Annotated in this window: 18 protein-coding genes; 5 read left to right on the top strand and 13 right to left on the bottom strand. The window is 51.6% G+C overall.

The window, feature by feature from the left end; genetic code table 11:
- Positions 1 to 904: 904 nt before the first annotated feature.
- The 3 genes from DFP94_RS20205 to DFP94_RS20195 all read right to left on the bottom strand — a co-directional run bounded on the left by DFP94_RS20205 (position 905) and on the right by DFP94_RS20195 (position 4,759).
- Complete coding sequence (locus DFP94_RS20205; RefSeq protein WP_114498293.1) at positions 905 to 1,576, bottom strand: DUF559 domain-containing protein; 672 nt, start codon at positions 1,574 to 1,576, stop codon at positions 905 to 907.
- A gap of 114 nt (positions 1,577 to 1,690) precedes the next feature.
- A complete protein-coding gene (locus DFP94_RS20200) occupies positions 1,691 to 1,981 on the bottom strand; it encodes a hypothetical protein (RefSeq protein ID WP_114498292.1) in 291 nt (96 codons plus the stop codon).
- Between the two features lie 114 nt (positions 1,982 to 2,095).
- The gene (locus tag DFP94_RS20195; RefSeq protein WP_114498291.1) at positions 2,096 to 4,759 is read right to left on the bottom strand and encodes a putative bifunctional diguanylate cyclase/phosphodiesterase; all 2,664 of its coding nucleotides are present in this window, start codon (positions 4,757 to 4,759) and stop codon (positions 2,096 to 2,098) included.
- Positions 4,760 to 5,065: 306 nt separating this feature from the next.
- Here DFP94_RS20195 and menA point away from each other — a divergent pair, with 306 nt between their 5' ends.
- Together menA and DFP94_RS20185 are read left to right on the top strand one after the other, a co-directional pair.
- A complete protein-coding gene (gene menA, locus DFP94_RS20190) occupies positions 5,066 to 6,013 on the top strand; it encodes a 1,4-dihydroxy-2-naphthoate polyprenyltransferase (RefSeq protein WP_114498290.1) in 948 nt (315 codons plus the stop codon).
- Between the two features lie 141 nt (positions 6,014 to 6,154).
- Positions 6,155 to 7,267, top strand: coding sequence for a Gfo/Idh/MocA family protein (locus DFP94_RS20185; RefSeq protein ID WP_114498289.1), 1,113 nt, complete (start codon positions 6,155 to 6,157; stop codon positions 7,265 to 7,267).
- Between the two features lie 44 nt (positions 7,268 to 7,311).
- Here DFP94_RS20185 and DFP94_RS26185 read toward each other — a convergent pair whose 3' ends face one another.
- From DFP94_RS26185 to DFP94_RS20165, 6 genes are all read right to left on the bottom strand, one after another.
- On the bottom strand, positions 7,312 to 7,812 hold the full coding sequence (locus DFP94_RS26185) for an ABC transporter permease (protein WP_245955002.1): 501 nt from the start codon (positions 7,810 to 7,812) through the stop codon (positions 7,312 to 7,314).
- Complete coding sequence (locus DFP94_RS26180; RefSeq protein ID WP_245955000.1) at positions 7,809 to 8,087, bottom strand: hypothetical protein; 279 nt, start codon at positions 8,085 to 8,087, stop codon at positions 7,809 to 7,811. Before DFP94_RS26180 ends, DFP94_RS26185 begins: the two co-directional genes overlap by 4 nt.
- Before the next feature lie 5 nt (positions 8,088 to 8,092).
- On the bottom strand, positions 8,093 to 8,473 hold the full coding sequence (locus tag DFP94_RS26175) for an AAA family ATPase (RefSeq protein ID WP_281269517.1): 381 nt from the start codon (positions 8,471 to 8,473) through the stop codon (positions 8,093 to 8,095).
- 26 nt (positions 8,474 to 8,499) lie between these two features.
- Entirely contained in the window at positions 8,500 to 8,811 is a 312-nt protein-coding gene (locus tag DFP94_RS26170; RefSeq protein WP_281269515.1) for an ATP-binding cassette domain-containing protein, read from the bottom strand.
- Between the two features lie 400 nt (positions 8,812 to 9,211).
- On the bottom strand, positions 9,212 to 9,742 hold the full coding sequence (locus DFP94_RS20170) for a PadR family transcriptional regulator (protein WP_114498288.1): 531 nt from the start codon (positions 9,740 to 9,742) through the stop codon (positions 9,212 to 9,214).
- A 298-nt stretch (positions 9,743 to 10,040) separates the two neighbouring features.
- Positions 10,041 to 10,547: a hypothetical protein gene (locus DFP94_RS20165; RefSeq protein ID WP_114498287.1), complete on the bottom strand. Its 507-nt coding sequence runs from the start codon at positions 10,545 to 10,547 to the stop codon at positions 10,041 to 10,043.
- Positions 10,548 to 10,813: 266 nt separating this feature from the next.
- Here DFP94_RS20165 and DFP94_RS20160 point away from each other — a divergent pair, with 266 nt between their 5' ends.
- Positions 10,814 to 11,683, top strand: coding sequence for a prenyltransferase (locus DFP94_RS20160; RefSeq protein ID WP_342768269.1), 870 nt, complete (start codon positions 10,814 to 10,816; stop codon positions 11,681 to 11,683).
- Between the two features lie 79 nt (positions 11,684 to 11,762).
- Positions 11,763 to 12,491 carry a DUF6081 family protein gene (locus tag DFP94_RS20155; protein WP_114498285.1) on the top strand — a complete coding sequence of 243 codons (729 nt, stop codon included), beginning with the start codon at positions 11,763 to 11,765 and terminating at the stop codon, positions 12,489 to 12,491.
- A 75-nt stretch (positions 12,492 to 12,566) separates the two neighbouring features.
- On the opposite strand, the gene DFP94_RS20150 is transcribed toward DFP94_RS20155, so the two are convergent.
- Complete coding sequence (locus DFP94_RS20150; RefSeq protein WP_114498284.1) at positions 12,567 to 13,457, bottom strand: GNAT family N-acetyltransferase; 891 nt, start codon at positions 13,455 to 13,457, stop codon at positions 12,567 to 12,569.
- A 364-nt stretch (positions 13,458 to 13,821) separates the two neighbouring features.
- On the opposite strand from DFP94_RS20150, the gene DFP94_RS20145 reads away from it, so the two are divergent.
- Entirely contained in the window at positions 13,822 to 14,007 is a 186-nt protein-coding gene (locus DFP94_RS20145; RefSeq protein ID WP_114498283.1) for a hypothetical protein, read from the top strand.
- Positions 14,008 to 14,117: 110 nt separating this feature from the next.
- Here DFP94_RS20145 and DFP94_RS20140 read toward each other — a convergent pair whose 3' ends face one another.
- The 3 genes from DFP94_RS20140 to DFP94_RS20130 all read right to left on the bottom strand — a co-directional run bounded on the left by DFP94_RS20140 (position 14,118) and on the right by DFP94_RS20130 (position 18,532).
- Positions 14,118 to 14,246: a DUF4023 domain-containing protein gene (locus DFP94_RS20140; protein ID WP_114498282.1), complete on the bottom strand. Its 129-nt coding sequence runs from the start codon at positions 14,244 to 14,246 to the stop codon at positions 14,118 to 14,120.
- A gap of 687 nt (positions 14,247 to 14,933) precedes the next feature.
- Positions 14,934 to 16,817 carry an ABC transporter ATP-binding protein gene (locus tag DFP94_RS20135; protein WP_114498281.1) on the bottom strand — a complete coding sequence of 628 codons (1,884 nt, stop codon included), beginning with the start codon at positions 16,815 to 16,817 and terminating at the stop codon, positions 14,934 to 14,936.
- Positions 16,814 to 18,532, bottom strand: coding sequence for an ABC transporter ATP-binding protein (locus DFP94_RS20130; RefSeq protein ID WP_181873237.1), 1,719 nt, complete (start codon positions 18,530 to 18,532; stop codon positions 16,814 to 16,816). Before DFP94_RS20130 ends, DFP94_RS20135 begins: the two co-directional genes overlap by 4 nt.
- Positions 18,533 to 18,978 lie beyond the last annotated feature (446 nt).

The following is an 18,978-nucleotide window of genomic DNA, read 5'->3' as shown; positions in this document are numbered from 1 at the left end:
GGGCCAATATATTGCTGCAAAAGTGCAGTTTATTTCGCTTAATTCCTCTGGAACTAGAGTAAATACTGCAAATGTGCAGGAATTTCACGACAGAATGATAAAATTGGGAGTTTTGCTGGCAGAATGATGTATTTTTGCAGCAAAACCCCTTGGTTGATAAGCAAAGTGACTGAAATGATGTATTATTGCAGTATTTCACCAATCCGATAGTAATCTAGCTCAAACCCAGGCAATCTAATAGACGCAAATCATGTAACTTAGCGCCAACCAGCGCAATCTGACAAACGCCATCATTCATCGCAGCCAATCCACCATAAGCCAATCGACTACAAGTCAATCCACCGCAACCAATCGACTACAAGTCAATCAACACATAGGCCAACCGCAATCTAGTTTCAATTTATATAAAGCAGGCCTATATCCGTCCCCTATTCTAGAGTCACTTTCTATGTTTATTGTAGAAAAAGCAGCTAAGTTAGCCTAATTCAGTAGGTTGACTAGGTAAGCTAGATCAACTGATTCAGCTAGGCCAATATATTGCTGCAAAAGTGCAGTTTATTTCGCTTAATTCCTCTGGAACTAGAGTAAATACTGCAAATGTGCAGGAATTTCACGACAGAATGATAAAATTAGGAGTTTTGCAGGCAGAATGATGTATTTTTGCAGCAAAACCCCTTGGTTGATAAGCAAAGTGACTGAAATGATGTATTATTGCAGTATTTCACCAATCCGATAGTAATCCAGCTCAAACCCAGGCAATCTAATGGACGCCAATCATGTAACTTAGCGCCAACCAGCGCAATCTGACAAACGCCATCATTCATCGCAGCCAGTTTACCGTAATCTATTTTAATGCTATCGACTCCCCCCACCAACCACCCCCACCAATCCCACTCAACTCAAACTATAATTGCTGCACGGCACTTGGGTGGAGTTCGTATTTCACGACGTATTTGCCTTCTTCGCCAGTGATAGGGGTAAATAAGCCTTTAGTGCAGAGTGAATGCAAAATTCGCACCGCCGTTCGATGGTTCATGGTCAGATGGTCCACTACATCAATCGGGCGCAGAGGCCTGGCCAGCCGGAGGGCCAATCGGATGATTTCCCGTTCCGCCACACTTTTGACGCTGGCTGGAGAAGATATTTCCGGTTGGTAGCGATTAAGCACCATTCGCAGCAAGGTAATACATAATTCGGGGCGATGGGCGACATCGTCGTATGCAAAAGAGATGACTTGATATCCTAGTGCGGTCAAAAAAGTTTCCCTGTTCAATTCGTAGCAGTATTTTTGCCTATCCATATCCCTTACATGGGCGCCGAATCCCTTGATCTCAATAACTAGCCTAATCTGTCCGGAGAGGAACACGAAATCGCAGAAATAGGAAAGCCCGCGCCAATCAAGGACTTCGAATTCCGGATGCAGTCCGGAAAAATCCTTTCGAAGCGGCCACCAAATGTTGGCGCAGAACAATTTCTCGGCTTCCCGGTGGCCCCGGGCCAAGCGGCCTTTACGTTCTCCTGTCCTCCTCTGCAAATGGTATTCAACAAAAGAAGTATGTACTGTCTCGAAACCCATTTTTAACATCCCTCCTTAAAATATAAAAAAAACGTCTCGGCGCCACCTCTTTTTAGAGGGGATCAAGACGTTCTTCGTCACTTGCTTGCAATATTAAAATGGTTAGATTACTTATTATTGCTCTTTCCTCTTCCGATCATAATATATCGCGCCCAGCCACTGGCTGGCTGCAAACAGCACGACCATCCCGAGCACCAGCAGAAACCGGTTATCTCCTTTGCGCAAAATAAATTGCATAAAGAACAGTACGATGGCGACTTCCGTCCACATCAACCCCCGCTTGCGGAGCGCTTTGAAATCATAGGCGCCCGTTTTCATTTTGCGCAAATTGATCCAGGCGACGATCACTAAAATAAGAAGGAAAATCAACGAACCGATGAGGTCTTCTCTTTGAAACGAACCCATTGTTCCAACCCCGCATTCCATATGTAAATTTGTGTCAGGCTGTATGTATGCATTGTAACTTATCCCATAGGGAGTCGCAAACTGAACCCTGCAAAAGGGCCTTCAGGCAGGCGGTTAATTTGCCAGCATGGAGCCGTCCCAATGCTGGACGAATTTAGAAAACTCGGTGCTCGGTAAGGGCTTGCTGAAATAATATCCCTGGAACTGGTCGCACTCCAATTCGGTCAGATAATTGAGCTCATCCGGCGACTCAATCCCTTCGGCTACGACCCGGAGATCCATATGATGGCCGAGTTCGATCACCGCGCGGACGATGGACGATTTTTTGGAGTCATCCATCAGGCCCTGGATGAAGGAGCGGTCCAGCTTCATTTCGCTGATCGGCAGGCGGTCCAGTTGGCTGAGTGAAGAATAACCGGTTCCGAAATCGTCCATCGAAATATGGATGCCCATCTTGCGCAGGTCCTCCATGATTTGGACACCGTATTCGACGTTGCGGATCAGCGTGCCTTCAGTAATTTCAAGGACAAGCCATTCCGGCTCCAGGCCCGTTTCGTTAAGAACCCGAGTAATCAAAGGAACGAGGTTGCTTTGAAAGAAATGCCGCGCAGAGATATTCACCGCTACGGGGAATTTGGCAAGCCCCTGGGACTGCCAGACTTTGTTTTGGCGGCAGGCTTCGCGAAGCACCCATTCGTCGATGTCCAGAATGATGCCCGAATTCTCCGCCAAGGGAATGAATTTCGCGGGAGAAACCACGCCGTATTCCGGGTGCATCCAGCGAATCAGCGCCTCGGCGCCGATCACGTCTCCGCTTTCCGCACCGATCTTCGGCTGATAGTACAACGTGAATTGCTCGCCATGGAGCGCGCTTTTCAGATCATTTTCAAGCTGCATATTTTCCGCGCGCTGATTTTCGATCAGGCTGTCATAAAAATGATAGAAGCCGTCGCCTTGCTCCTTAGCGACATACATGGCGATGTCCGCGTTCCGCATGATGATGTCCATCTCGCCCCCGTCAAACGGAAATACGCTGATGCCGATGCTGACGGACATGTACAAGGACCTTCCGTTGATATCGAAAGGCTCATCAAGACAATCGCAAATGTGTTGCGCAATCCGCTGAACATCCGAAATATCTTCATAATGCAGGACAAACAGGAACTCGTCGCCGCTTAACCGGAACACCTTGCACTGCTCGGAGACGATCCCGGAGAAACGACGTGCGACTTTTCTCAGAAGCCGGTCGCCCACTGTATGACCCAAGGTGTCGTTGACTTGTTTGAAGCGGTTCAAGTCGGCAAACATGACGGCAAAAGGCAAGTTGCTGTCCGGGTTGTCCAGGTTCAACGATTTGGTGTACTCCAGGAAATGAAGCCGGTTGGGCAACCCGGTTAATTCATCGTAATAGGCCAAGCTGTGCAGCTTTTTTTCCGAGTGTTGCAGCCGGTTGGTTTGCTCTTTGAGCAACAGGTTGTTTTGTTGTGAATCTTGAATCATATGTACCAGCTTGTTCGACATCTCCCGGAAATTTCGGATGAGCGAGCGGATCTCGTAAATCCGGCTTTTCGGCCAATCCGTCTTGTTTTCGGAAAATAACTTCCCCGGAAGATTGGTCGTCAGTTCCGTCAATTGGGTTAAACTCTGTAGTAGCCGGCGGTTCATAATATGACCGGCTACGGCTGCGCAGAAGAAGAAAAGCAGGACGAGCATGAATTGTCCCAGGTATTGCTTATATATCTGTTGCTGATATTGTTGCATCGGGATCAGAATCGTCAACCGGAGAGGCAAAGGACTTAGATCCGCGTTATATATGTAATTGGCGTCATGCCATTCCCGATCAGGCAGAATCCGTTGAGTCTTTACCGCCATGCTTAAGAAAAAATTGTCCCGGATCACATAGTCCGATCTGGCGGGTACCGAGCCGGCCAACGCAGCGGCATCGCCGCCGTTGCCGCTGTCTGCGATGACATCTCCTTCAGGACCGGTAATGATGAGCCGGTACTGGTTGTCGGAAGCGTATCGCCGGGTTAGATTTTGCAGTTCCCCGGCTTCGGAGGTGTTTGGAGCTAAAGCATGGGTAAGGGTATTGGGATCCCAATTACGAATCTCCTCCGAAAAGGATCTGCCGGTGTTAGAGGCAAGCTGAAGCGAATAATTCGTTACCGAGGCATATGTATTCCAGCTGTTATTGACTATATAGAACAAAAAGGGAAGTGCGATAGAGATAATCATGATATGAAAGAGGACCTTGCTGAAATAAAGCGGGCTTTGCTGTAATGAGGTTCCTCTTTTGAACTGACGTTTCGGCAAGTATCTTAACAAAATATCCGCAAACAATACGTTGAACAACCCGTTGGCCGCTGAAATCATGATCATCAATCCAAGCTCGATCGTTATCGCATGGTATGTAGAATAGTAGACCACCAGGATGACAGGACAACCGATCAGCAGCCAGAACAAACCGTCCGCCAGGAACATCCGGTCCCGTTTGGTCCAGCGCATTAGCAGGCCGAGCGCCACTAATTCCAGCAGGGATATGACCTGGAAATACGGCTTGTCCCATAGGAAAATGGATACGGCATATACGAAAGTAGCGGCAGAAAGGCCGTAAGCAATTCCATAGCAACGGATGAGCAGCAGCAGGGCAATATTGGTAAAGGTCAGCGACAGTCCGAAAATCAAGTGCAACTCGTGATACTCGCAAAACAGAGCGAGCGCTAGTCCTGCCAGAAATACAGCAGGCAGAAGCAGAGACGAATATCTCTTTTGCGTCATACCTGGGGATCCCCCTATAGCCCAAAAGTGGTAAGAGTATTGGATAGATGATGGTGAGTAGGAGATATGAGGTACAGTACTTAATACCTATTTTTCATTCTACATAATTAGATAAATATCCTTTATTTTTTTAAAAAGGTGTTGAATAACTTTCCAATTATCATGTTTACGCATCAGATGAGGACATGCGTCGCGTGCTCTCCCTTTTTCATCACTGGATGCCCCGTTTGTCAAGGACTTTTAAGACAGAATTTACTTAAAAAATTAGATATCATCTTTTTAAGATATTGCAAAAGGATGATGGAGATGGCGTTACGAAAATTCCTCAAGTTGGTGGAGATCCAGACGAAAGCGGCCAGCATGATTCCCTTTTTGTTGGGCACGATTTATGCTTTATTTCGCTTTCATGAATTCCAGACAGGACATTTTATCTTAATGCTGCTTTCGCTGCTAAGCTTTGATATGGCAACAACCGCGATCAACAACTATTACGATTACAAAAAAGCTTCCAAAAAGCACGGTTACGGCTATGAGATCCATAACGCGATCGTTAACTACAAGATGAACCCCGGCGCAGTGGTCGCTATCATAGTTATTTTGCTGGTAGTGGCGATAGGAGCGGGCATTGTCCTGTTCCTGGAAACCGGCTGGCTGATTTTGCTGCTCGGCGGATTATCGTTTGCAGTCGGAATTTTGTATTCGTTCGGGCCAATCCCGATTTCCCGCATGCCGCTGGGTGAAATATTTTCCGGTCTGTTCATGGGGTTCGTCATTATGTTTATTTCCGCTTATATTCATGTGGGGGACCGACTCGCCTCCCTGAAAATCGAAAGTGGGACCGTGATGCTTCAGGTTCAGCTTACGGAGGTGTTGCTCATTTTCTTGGTCTCGATTCCCGCCATCCTCGGGATTGCGAACATTATGCTGGCCAACAACATTTGCGATTTGGAGGAAGATATCGAGAACAAGCGGTACACCTTGCCTGTCTATATCGGCCGCAAGCATGCGTTACAGTTGTTCCGAATTTTGTATTATGCGGCTTATGCGGATATCCTTGTTTTGTTTTTCCTGGGCGTGAATCCGATTCTTCTGGTATTGGCCTTATTGACCCTGATTCCGGTCAGCAAAAATATCCGGGCCTTCACCGAGAAGCCGACCAAACAATTTACGTTCGCGTTGTCGGTGCAAAATTTCGTGCTCACCAATCTGGTGCGCATTGCGGTACTGGGCCTTGCCGTTCTGATTACGATGTAAGTGTTAAAACGTTATATTACAAATGGATGTAACTATACGAAACCGGGAGACCGCTGTGGATGCGGTTGCCCGGTTTTTTGTAGTAAAATAAAGGGATAGGGTTACTGACGGTTTTGAAAGAAAGCAGAGGAGATGGAGAACATGCACGAGGAGCAACAGGAAAAGGAAAGTCAAAAAATCAGCTTCGGCATTATGGGCGGGGGCTGGCGCGCCGAATTTTATCTGCGGATCGCGCAGGCGCTTCCCGACGAGTTTGAAGTCAGTGAAATTTGGATGCGCGATGAAACTAAGGGGCGCGAGACGGAACAACGCTGGGGCATAAAAACGACCACCCATCTCGAAGGGTTCCTCGAACGCCGCAATTTTTCCTTTGTCGTGCTGTCCCTGTCCCGCAGCGTGGCGGCCGAGTATATTGACAGGCTGGCGGGTCTGGATATTCCGGTGCTGACAGAGACGCCGCCCGGAGTAAGCCTCGATGAACTGCTCCGGCTATACGACAGCGTCGGTGAGGTCGGCCGCGTTCAGGTGGCCGAACAGTTCATTCATCAGCCGATGCATGCCGCGAGGCTGGCGGTTGTCCGCTCGGGGCTGCTCGGCGGCGTGTCCCATGTTCAGGTGTCGGCGGGCCACGGGTACCACGGGATCAGCCTGATCCGCCATTTGCTCGGGGTCGGCTTTGACGAAGCGGAAATCAGCGGGGAGCGAATTGTGACGCCCTTGATGCAAGGGCCGGGACGTTATGGCTTGCCGCAGAAGGAGGCATTGGCCGACTCCAGGCAGGATTTGGCCCTGCTGCGTTTCGGTGGTCGCAGCGCTTTGTTTGACTTCACGTATGACCAGTACTTTTCCTGGATCCGCCGTCATCGGATTCTCGTCCGGGGCCATCGCGGCGAGCTGGAGGGGCGGGAAATCCGTTACCTCAAAGATTACCGGACCCCCATTACCCTGGAACTCCGCAGGATAGATGCCGGACAGGACGGGAACCTGGAAGGTTACTGTCATGAGGGCATCCTTGCCGGTTCCGAGTGGGTGTACCGGAATCCTTTTCCGGCCGCCCGTTTGAGCGACGAGGAGATCGCCATGGCGGTTTGCCTGCGGAACATGGCGAAGTACGCTGAGGGCGGACCGTCCTTCTACAGTCTAGCGGAAGCCTCGCAGGATCAATATTTGAGCCTGCTCATGGCGGAGGCCATTGAGACGGGCAGGACGTTAACCTCCACGCGGCAGCCATGGGCGCGGGATGTCTTACGTTAAAACGCCAGAAGCATTAGAAACATAAAAGCACAAAAGCACCAGGCCTACATGCTGCTGTGCCGCTTTGCTCTGTACGTCAGGCTGCGCCGGGACGTCCGCTCGGAGTCCCAACGGAAGGTGAAGGTAGCGGTTGCCAGAAATAAAACGGCGAATCCGGTTAGGGCCGCCAGCGCGGTCCACAAATCCGTGGAGAAGACACCGGGCCTTGTAACGGCGGTGTTCATAGCCCGCACAAAATAGTGGAAGGGCTGAAGCTGCCCGAAGACCCGTACCCATTCGGGCGCATGCTGCAGGCTGTAGAAAGCTTCGCTGGTGAAGAGCATCGGAAAGCTGATCAGGTTGGAGATCATGTTGACGTTGCTCTCGTCCCGGGACAGGTTGGCGGCAAGAAAGCCGACCGCCGTGAAGCAGACCGAGCCGATGAGCAGCACCAGAAGGATGCCTAGCAGGTTCGTTAGGCCGAGACCGAACCCGAACAGTAGCGTACCGGTGATCAGGATGCATGCACTCACGACCAAGGTCAGCACCGTCCGGGCACCCGTCATGGCCGCAATAAATGCGGCGGTAGAGAAGGGGTAGTCCGAAGCAGTTTGTAAACGCCGCGGTTGCGGTGCGCCATCACGTTGAACGCAGTGACCATTGTCGAACCGAACAATACATTCATCGTGAGGACACCGGATAGCAGTCTTTCCGAATAGCCCGGATGATCCAAATATAGACCCAGCCCGCACAGCATAGCGATCGGGAACAAAATCGTCCAGAACAGGGTATGGGCATCCCTGACAATACCGAGCAGCATCGTTTTAAAAATCGTATACATCGAAGTTATTCCTCCTTATTCCGGGATAACCGGATATATAAATCTTCCAGATCGCCTGCCTGGTATTCCGCCAGCAGGCTTTCCGGCGTGCCGTCGGCGATGATGGAGCCGCCGCAGATCATGATGATCCGCGTGGCCAGCTTGTGGACCTCCTCCATATCGTGGGAGGTGAACACCACGGACGTGCCTCCTTCGGCCAGCGTCGTAATCAGTTCGCGGACCTCGCGGCGCGCCCGCGGATCAAGGGCGGCGGTCGGTTCGTCGAGGAACAGAAGCTGCGGGTCGTGCGCCATCGCCATGGCGATGGCCAACCGCTTCTGTTGTCCTCCCGACAACCGTTCCGCATGGGTCTTCGCCGCGTCCCCAAGTCCGCACCGCTCAAGCAGACCTAGTATGTCGCGGTCTGCAAGCCTTACCCCGAAAACGCGGCGAACATGGCCATATTCTCCTTGGCGTTAAAGCCGGGGAAGAAAGGGGTGCTTTGAAGCTGAACGCCGATACGACGGCGCGGTTCAGCGCACCAGTAGCTTACCGACCCTCCGTCGGGACGGCGCAGTCCAAGAAGAAGATCGAGGGTCGTCGATTTTCCCGCCCCGTTTGGGCCGATAATGGCCAGCACCTCTCCTTCACGGATTTTCATGCTTAGGCCATCTACGGCGTGCTTTTGCCCATACTTTTTGACCAATTGTTTAGCTTCGATTAACAGAGTCGATATTGTCATCATAAAATCTTCCTTTGACCAACGTTATATATCCAATGTTGGATATTGGGGTAAAAAAAGAGATAAACCACGTAAGCAAGCTTATTGCTCCAAAACTCGAAAGCTATTACTCCAAGACTGGAAAGCATATTGCTCCCCTATGAAAATCAACATTTAGTTGTCCACCTAGCGTGGAAAAATCCAAAAAAATGTCTTCTAAATGATGGACATCATTCTCAAAAAGAGTAATATTCCCAGTCTAGGAAATAATCAAAATGTAGATGCAGGTTGCTCGAAACTCACCATATATAGGAATTTCTCTATGATGTAGCTAAATCTTGTTGTGTCCACTTTTAGGTGGACATTTTTGAAGTTTGTCTGTGTATGGAGTACAAAATACGTCGTATTGAGAAAAAAGAAAATATCAGGATTGTTCCAATAAGCCGATGATTCGGTTCAAGTAATCGATGTCCAGTTGCAGCAGAGCCATTGCGTTATCGAAGGAAGCTTCCGCAAAGGCGTTCAGGGCGCCGTGGTTTCCCTTGAGTTCGCGGCCGATTTTCCAAAATGCCAAGGTTTCTTCAACTTGTTGCAAATTTTGCCGCAGGAGCGGTATCGCTTCTTCCTTCGGAACAGTTTCCACCCAACTCAGCGCAAGCGAGAAATCCGATTTTACCGAGTGAGGATTCAGCGTCAACGCTTCGCGGACCATCCGTTGAAACATGTCTTCTCCGGTTTCCGTAATGGCGTAAATTTTGCGTAGTCTCGCCCCCGTTCGTTCCTCCGCTTCCGTGCGGATCAGTCCGTCTTGCTCCATTTTGTTCAAAGCATAGTAGATCGATCCCGACAATAGATTGGCCCAGGTGTCCACCCGGCTGGTCTGAATCAGCTGCTGAATTTCGTATCCGTGCATGGGACGGTCGCGAAGTAAGGCTAATATAATTAGATTGGTCACAAGGTTTCTCCTTCAGCAATTTTGGCAAGAAAGTTACTTTACTTGACGTTGAATATCCAACGTTGACTATTTGTGATTTGATTATAGAAAGAGGGAGCAGGAATGTCAAGCGGCGGATTAGCTATAACCCAAAATATAAAGCCGGACCATGTCGGCAAAAATGCGACACGTCCGGCTTCTGGGGAATGTTCCGTAATATGCTTGGATGCACCGGTCCCCGCTTGAGGTAGGAGGTCCTAAGGCCCTATTCTCACTTCTGGAGAAGAACCTTCAAAATCCCCGCTGGAGTTTCTTGATCCTAGAAGCGCCGCTTTTTCGGGGCAATCATGACACCAGCGCCGATTATAATGAGGGCAATCGCCAGCAGCGGTTGGCCTAAAATCATTTTGTTATACAAGGTTCCGAACGAGAATACGGCGAAGAACAGCAGGGATAGCACGCCCAAAATGTTAATCGGGATCAGCAGCCATTTGTTCCGGTTTCCGAACCAGTAGAACTCGAACAGACCGACGGCGGGGGCCAGAATGAAGCCGGGCCAGAGGTACTGCCAGCTGTCGAACAGGGTGGATAGTTGGCACACCAGTCCAACGGTAAACAGGACTCCACCCGGAATGAGAAGTCCGAGGGCTCTCCGTTCCGTCAGGGAGAAGTACAGCCAGTGGAAAAACAGTCCCAGGGGGATAATGAATAGCGTCGGCCAGAAATGGCCGATGAGCGAGCCCGAGCTCATGGCTTCCTTGCGGAAGAAGAACAGGTAAACGCCGAGCAGGATCAGTACGGGACCGAGCCAGGTTTTTTTGTTCATGTGGATCAAATCTCCTTCGTCTATGTAATCATCTTTTCACAGCATACAATAAAAGCGGCGCCGTATCTTCGGTCTCTGGGGAAGTAAAAGACTGGACCTTAGTCCAGTTCATGGCTATCTAAAAATTTCCCGGTTCAATCTGAAAAAGATCATGTATAATTAAAGTGTGATATTTTTAACACACTATAGGACATGGGAGCGTGAATCGACGGGTGAATATATGGACAACTTTTAGGAAAGCATCCCGGTTTCAGGTCATTCCCGTGATGTTGGTTCCTGTATTTCTTGGTGCACTGGGGGCTTTTATGTGGAAAGGCGTTTTCCACCCGGTGCTGTTTGTGATTACATTGATCGGCGCGGGAGCGGCCCATCTGTTCTCGAACATGATCAATGATTTATGGGATTACCGCAATGGGGCCGACGTAACGGCCAAAGAGACGCCGGAGGTCATCTCGACGAACTCCGGCTTTTTGTCGGGCGGTCTGATGCCGGAGCGTACGTTTGCGGCGATTACCTGGTCGCTGCTTGGACTGGCCGTTCTATGCGGTGTTGTTTTGAGCTTATTTAGCGGCTGGCCTGTGTTTGTGTTTGGTGGTTTAGGCGGCTTGATCGCTTACTTTTACGTGGCTCCGCCGATCCGGTTCGGGTACCGTGGCCAAGGGCTCAGCGAAGTGGCGATCCTGCTGTCCTTCGGCGTGCTCCCGGTAATGGGAGCCTATTACGTGCAGACCGGAGATATTAGCTACCAATCACTGCTGCTCTCGATGCCGATCGGATTGCTGACGACGCTAGTGCTGTTCAACCACCACTTTTTGCATTGGCAGGCGGACAAGCAGGCCGGCAAAAATACGCTGGTCGTCGTCTGGGGCGAAAGAAGAGCGCTGCATTTCTCGAAGGCGCTATTGTTTCTGGCCTACATTTTCCTAATTCTATGCGCGGTGACGGGAATCCTGCCGCTTTACTCCCTGCTGGCGCTGTTTACGATCATTCCCCTATACCGGGTATACGGACGGTTAAAAGAGCACAATCCTTCCGCGGCTTATCTGCCGCTGATGGGTGCGTCTCTGCAAGCCTCCATCCGCTGCGGGTTGGTTATGATAGCGGCGCTGCTGGTGCAAGGTTTTATTCAAATGTGAGGAGTATTAATTTATATGTACCGATTAAAGATATTTTTTTGTGTGTATTCACATTACTTGAAAGCGAGGACAACGATAGATGGAACAACAAAAAGTATTCGGTGATTTCCATACGATATTGAATGAAGGACAAGTTTGGAAAATAGGCGGTTTCCCGCTGCCTGACGGATCCTTTTGGGAATACCGGGAGCCGGAGGCGGTAGTTATCGTTCGCAACGGAATTCTATACTGCCGTGCCCCGCTCAGCCGTCAGAATCATCAAATTCAAATTTTGGACAATGCCAAGCATATGTATTATTCCGTGGAGGACGTCGTAGTCCCGGAATCCGGCGAAGTCAGCTTTGAACTGCAGATCCGCGCCCGTTCGCAAAACACGGCGCCCGGCGACCTGTATGACGGCTATGTATCGCTGAACTTGCTGGACTTCACGACCGGCGCGGCGCTTGATTTCTTTGCGGGTAACGACAAGTATGCCAGCGTTTACGCGGTGCTGCCTTTCCCTGGCGTAGAAGTGCCGAATAGCGATAAGACGAAATATTTTTGCGTGTTCAAAGAAGATACGGATTTCAACGCACGGGAATTCAATACTTATAAAATCACCTATAACCGCGGGACCGATGAGGTTATCTTCTATGTAAACGGTACGGAAATCCGCCGGGAGAGCAGGGTTCCGGTCAAATTCAACCGCTTCACGATCGCGCTCGGCATCATGACCGAAAAAGACCTTACCCCGGAAGGCAGCGTATCCGTTCACGGTCAAACCGTGATCGCCGAATGGTCGCCGGTTACGGTGACGGTTAAGGAGTAGGTGAGGGGGGACCACCTTCTTTTTTCCTAAAATGTGAATGCGAATGAAAATGAGAGAGGGCCGATCGGCCCTCTCTCATTTTTTTCTCCACAAGGTAGCGGATGCATAGGGTCGAAAGCCGATTCGGTAGTAAAACGTTTGGGAAGAGCCGACAAGAACGGTTTTAGCCCCCAGGCTATGAACCCGGCGGATTCCCTCCAATACGACGGCCTTCCCGAGGCCCTGTTTACGGAAGGCGGGATCGGTTGCCACCGGCTCGACTACGGCGTAGCCGACCTCCGGTTCGTACCACATACCGCAATAGGCCGCTAAATTTCCGTCGGAAGTGATTGCCGCCACCTTGAGCTTTAAATCCACATGGGGCCGCAGCATTTCGGCTTTCAAGGCTTGTTCGTGCTCTGGTGTGTGAAGGTATTCGCCCTCACCGTTCAACTCGTGATTGAATCCTTTCCATAGTACGCGTCCGTATTGAAACAAATCGAGGGATTCATCCAGTCCCGTGAGCGTAAACCCGGGAGGAAGTTCATACTGAACAGGCGTGGCATCCGGATAAAACACGGAGTCGTTCTCCCGATGCTTCGTGGCGATATAACCGAGTTCAGCCGCCATCTGCTGAAAATCGTAATCCGTATCCGCAATCACGATGGAAAACTCGCCGTTTTTCGCAAAATGATCTTCCGCATACTGCAGCATTTCTTTTTTCAAAGAAGAATAAGCAGGTAGCGTTAGACAATAGGCCGTACCAAGCTGGCAATCGAAAGTCGCTACTCCAACGAGCGCACCGCGATGTTCCCACATCCCTATTTTGCCCACAGCCGACTGGTCGAGAGAGGTATGCGTGATCATCCAATCCCAGCGGGCATAAGTAAATTCAGCCGTTCCCAAAGTAATCAAAAAATTCCTGATCCGGTCGGAGTCCTCGGTGACTCCCGGAGAATTCGTATAATGTCTAAACGTAATTGGCATCCGAACAGCCTCCTTATATTTAGATAATTACATTATAGGAGGCCGTTTAATTTTCAAATATATCAACTATGATTAGGAATCGTTTTATATATTCAGGCCCATGAAGGCGGGTGCCAGTAACAGTGCTTTTAACCGTTCTACCAACTACAGGGCTATAAATCGCGCCGTTAAGAGTTTTTAACAAGAAACAACAAGAGCACCAACAAGAGCACCAACAAGAGCACCACCAACCCCACTATTGCCAGTGTCATCCACAGCGCGCCGTTATCCGTAAGAATAAAATCGTTCTCTCCGTCAAAGGCTAGGATCAAGCTGAATCCGGATGGGGACAGCACAGCACAGTAGACATCGGGAGGGTTCCACCATGACGAGCAAGCGCGAAAAGCATAACCGGCGTGTCGGAAACGGAAGCAGCAACGGACAAAATGCCGCCACAGGCAACGGCGGGGAAGGCCGTGCCGGACGGCTGAGTCAAATTAAGAACAATCCTTCCCCGGGAAGCGACGTGCCCAATGAATACATCTCCGGAAGGGATCTTTATGATCACTAACGGATGATCCTGGCTAACAGCAAACAGAAAGCCGCCTGCCCGGCTTAATTCGGGGGCGGCTCCTGTCGTTTTGGCAGCAACGCCATTTCGTTCAAGTCGGGATTTCGTCCCTAGCTCTTGGTCCCGTGCTGTTTTGTCGGAAGGCGGTCGGAAGGCGATCCTTTGCCCTGCTTTCGGTTGCGTTCGTCCTTCTCCTGCTTGTCGTGAATTTTCTCGACGAACTCATGCAAATTCTCCATTAAGATCCTCCTTTGCAAGCTCGATGCGCTTCTCGCTGTTTTACTATGCCACATTCGGCAGGGTTTCATCCCGGGATAATGCGCAGCCGTCCTTAGGATGCGGGTCCGGCGGCAGCGGCAGCCTGCCTAAGTATCACCAGATCTAGGCAGCTTCTCGGCAGCAACCAATTATGCAGTAGCCTTTTGCGTAAAGCTTTTTCTCGACAACACCGTGTACGGGAAAAATAGTTTGGTAAACTGCTCGTCGTGACACCGCTCACCTTGATACTGCACTGCTCACCATAACACTGCGCCAGTTAAGTACTCTAACGGTATGTTTGTATGCGTACAACCCTGATTAATGTAAAAGTACATCAATTTGTTCATATCTAGGACAAAGATTACGTTATTGATGTAAAAGTACATTATTTTCACCAATATTCAGCTATATCGCCGGAACCTCAGCAAAAAAGATGCACTTTTGCAGTAATTAGGTCTCCGTCTCGAAGATCACACCTGAATTACTGCATTTTTGCATCTTTTCGCGTTATATGGATTTGTTTTGTTTGTCTGCCAGTCAAGGCATTCATCATATAGGAATGAAAATGATTTGTTCAAGCCCGACCCTGCTCCAAGCTTTTCTTGAGGAAGCAGGATATGATTCAGCCCCAGATTAGGGGCCATTCTTCAGGCTCTGCTTTAGATCCGTTAGGCCGGACCTGAAGCCGGCCTTTCTTCGCCATGCCAGAGCTGGCGGAAGCTATCGCTCACGGCGAGCAATTGCTCCGCCGTGCCCTCGGCTTCAATCGTGCCGTCTTTCAGCACGATGATATGGTCCGCGTGCGAGAGCGCGGCCTTGCGGTGCGACACGACGAGGCAGGTGGCCTCGCCCCTGTCGCGGAACAGCCGCTCCCACAGCTTGCGTTCGGTTTCGACGTCGAGCGCGCTCGACAGGTCGTCGAACACGTAGAGCTGTGCGTCGCGCACGAGCATCCGGGCGGCCGCGGTCCGCTGGACCTGGCCGCCGGAGAGCTTGACCCCGCGCGGCCCGACCATCGTGTCGAGGCCGTGCTGGAGCTGCGCCACGTCGTCTTCCATGACGGCGGCGTGCAGCGCCTGCTCCAGGCTGCCGCCGTCGTCCGGCAGCCCGAGCAGGATGTTGTTCCGCAGCTTGTCGCTGTACAGGCGCGGAATCTGCGCCGTATAAGCGCTCTGCGGCGGAACGAAGAAGTCCGCCGGCGCCTCGACGCGCCGGCCGTTCCAGGCGATCTCGCCGCCTTCGGCCGGCAAGAGGCCGAGCAGTGCCCGCAACAGCGTCGTCTTGCCGGAGCCGATCATGCCGGTGACCACGGTGAACGATCCGCGGGCCAGCCGCAGATCGATGTCCTGGATCCCCCGGCCCGTTTCCGGGTAGCGGTAAGTGAGCCCGCGTACCTCCAAGACTTGCAGCGGCTCCGCTCGATACTCCGCCGCCCCCTCAGCGGCGCGCCCAGACTCGCGTGCCGCTTTTGCCGCTGCTTTCGCGCTCTTGGCATCGGCTGCGGCAGTCCCGCCGCCTACGTTCCCCGCGACCGCGACCGCCGCCTCGCCCCACCGCCGCTTGCCGAGCCCGATGTAGGCCGGCGCGGTCAGAATCCAGGCCGGCGCACCCTGGAGCATATCCTTCAAACGTCCGAAGCTGATGGCCATTTGTTTATAGAACGTCATGAAGTTCCCCACATTGGAGATCAGTTGGGTAACAAAGGTCAAATAATAAATGAACAAGGACAAGTCGCCGACCGAGAAGGTGCCGCTGCGCATTTTGTAGCCGGCGAGAACGAGTATCAGGCCGGTGCCCAGATTCACGGAATTCGTGAACACGGAGGACAGCGCCTCGGTAATCAGCTTGTCTTTGACCATCGATTCGCGGCGGGCGTCGCTCAGCCGTTCAAAACGGCGCACGATCCGAGATTCGGCCCCGGCGACCTGAATCGCCTGGACATTGGAGAACATCTCGCTGATCGAGCTGGTGACTTTGGCCGTCGCGGCGCGGCTGGCCGCGCGGTATTTCTGAATCCGCGTCGTGGCTACTTGCGCAGCCGTCACGACCAGAATCAACGGGACGAAGACGAAGAACGTCATCTGCCCGTCGATGGAAATCAAAATGTAGCTGGATACGATCACGAAGCCGATCAGACCGAACATATCTACCGACCAGCTCATCGCCTCTTCCGATTGATCGACGTCGTCCCGGAAGTTGCTGATCGCTTCTCCCGGCGAGCAAGGAATGGCCTTGGCTCCGGGCTCCTTCAGGACATGGGCCAGCATATTTCGCCGCAGCAGGGCGCTGATCCGAAACCGGTAGCTGGCATCAGTCCAGAATCCTCCGGCGATCAGCACGATCCGTCCCAGCGCGGCAGCGACGAGCAGGGCGGCGATGCCCCAGACGCCGTAAGGGAAATCGTAGTTCCCCTCAAGGTAGTCGAAGAAGGCCTTGGTAATCAGGCCCACCAACAGCGGAGCCATGTGGATGATCATCCACGCAAACAGATTGGCAAAATAGAAGACCGGCCGGTAACTGAGCAGCCTCCAGAAAAAATGTCTTGTACTCATGTCAGCACCTCCTCAAGTCCGACGGCCAGCATCCGGCTGAACCGGGAATCCGGATTGCCGGCGAGCGCCGCTCGTGAACCGTTCTCCACAATCCGGCCGCTCTCCAGGATCAAAATCTGATCGGCCCGCTGTACTGTCGAGAGCCGGTGGGCGATCATGATGCACGTCCGCTCTTCCAACAAGCGGTTGATCGCCGCCTCGATCCGATTTTCGGTCAGCGGATCAAGCCGGGAAGAGGCTTCATCCAGAATGACCAGCCCCGGATCGCTCAAGAATACCCGGGCAAAGGCGAGCAACTGGGCTTCGCCTGCCGACAGGCTTCCCCCGCCGGAGGACAGAATGCTGTCCAGCCCGTCCGGCAGAGAGGCGTACCATTCTTCCAGCCCTAATTCCTTCAGGACGGCCAGAATTTTCCCGTCATCAATCCGGTCATCGAACAAAGTGAGATTGTCACGGACGGTTCCTTCCATAATCTCGATATTTTGCGTGACCATCGCTACCCCGCTGCGAAGTTCATGCAGCTTACAGTTGCGAATATCAACGCCGGACAGCTCGATGGAGCCCTCTTGAGGATCATAGAAGCGCAGCAGCAGGCGGGCCAGCGTCGATTTGCCGCTGCCGGTTCTGCCCAGGAGCCCGAGCGTTTGGCCCGGTCTCAGGGTTATATCCAAATCTCGCAGCGTCGGCTCGCCATCTTCCTCGTAAGCGAACGTCAAGCGGTTAAACCGCACGGACAAAGGTCCTGACGGAAGCAGCGCACCCGGGCCATCGGTGATCTTCGGTTTCGTACCTAGCAGATCGAGAACGCGAATGAGGCTGGCATCGGCTTTTTGCAGATCTTCAAGCTGGGTGCGGATTTTTTCAATCGGCTTTGCCAGCAGTTCGGTATAGTAGAAGACAAGATAAACGGAACCGATCGTCAGTTCCCCGCGTTTCCAGAGCCAGGCGCAGACGATGAAGGCGGCGGCGTTGCCGAGCGCAAACACGAGGATGGTCGTGCCCCACATCATCCCGAAACCCATGAAGGCCCGGATTCGCACCGGCAGCATCCGCCGGGACAAATCGTAGAAGCGGTTCATGACATAACCGGCAGCGCCGTTGGCACGGGTATCTTCGGTTCCTTCCAGATGCTCGCCGATGAAGCCGTACAGCTCGGCGTTCTGAGCCCGCCATTTCGTCCAGATCGGGACGGTGAATTTGCGGATCCGCTGGATGACAAAGACGGCTCCTACCACGAACAGTGACATAACCGTCCCGATCCAAATATTTTCACGAAATAATAGAAGTATAATGCCTAGCATGAGCAGGATGTTACCTAGCAGGTGGATCATAAAGCTGGAGAAGAAGTTGGCGAGCGCGTTGACGTCCCCGTCGACCCGTTCGATTAACGTCCCGGAGGTATTGGATTTATGGAACGACATGTCGAGCGAGAGGCAATGTTCCACCAGATCGGCCCGCAGTCGATTGGTCGTTGTCCAGCCCAGGTTTTCACTGTAATAGGACGCACATACGGTGATCACCTGCTGGATCAGCGAGAAGCCGATAAAGATCGCCGCTGCATAATACAACGCATTCAAACTGCCTTCCCCTTGGGCCGTATCGATGAAAAAGCGGATGACCTGCGGATTTACGAGCTGCAAAGCGATGGACAACAGCAGCAGGACAGCCAGCCATATCAAGAGCTTCCGCTGCGTGAATACGTACCGGCTCAGCATTTCCCGGTAATGTCCCAGGGACTTACTCCTTCGTTTATTACTTCCTTTCGACGTTTCGGATTGTTCAGTCAAGGGGGGACACTCCTTCCAAATAATGCAACTATGTATATTCTGTTTAGGAGCGTCGATGATAGATCGTTCCTAAGAGGTTGTCAAAAAGTCATCTTTTGATTACGAAGTGGCATCAGGTTGCTTATCCTACATCGAATCTTGAATTCAGGCGGGCCTAGATGGTGCATTCGAAGTATGTTTCCCACGGAAACATTTAAGGTGCTCACGTAGGTTTTGTCTACGCTCCGCTCCTCAGTCCCTCCTTCATCCAACCTTCTCGGTGCTGAATAGTCGACTTTTTGAACACATACTAATATTCTCCAATTTATTTTATACAAAAACATATGTTCGTACAATAGGGTTTCAACAATAAATAATGAGTTATCCTGGGAAAT

The organism is Fontibacillus phaseoli (assembly GCF_003337355.1).
GTDB lineage: Bacteria > Bacillota > Bacilli > Paenibacillales > Paenibacillaceae > Fontibacillus > Fontibacillus phaseoli.
The sequence above is the reverse complement of the archived record's forward strand: the minus strand, read 5'-3'. Positions and strand labels throughout refer to the sequence as shown.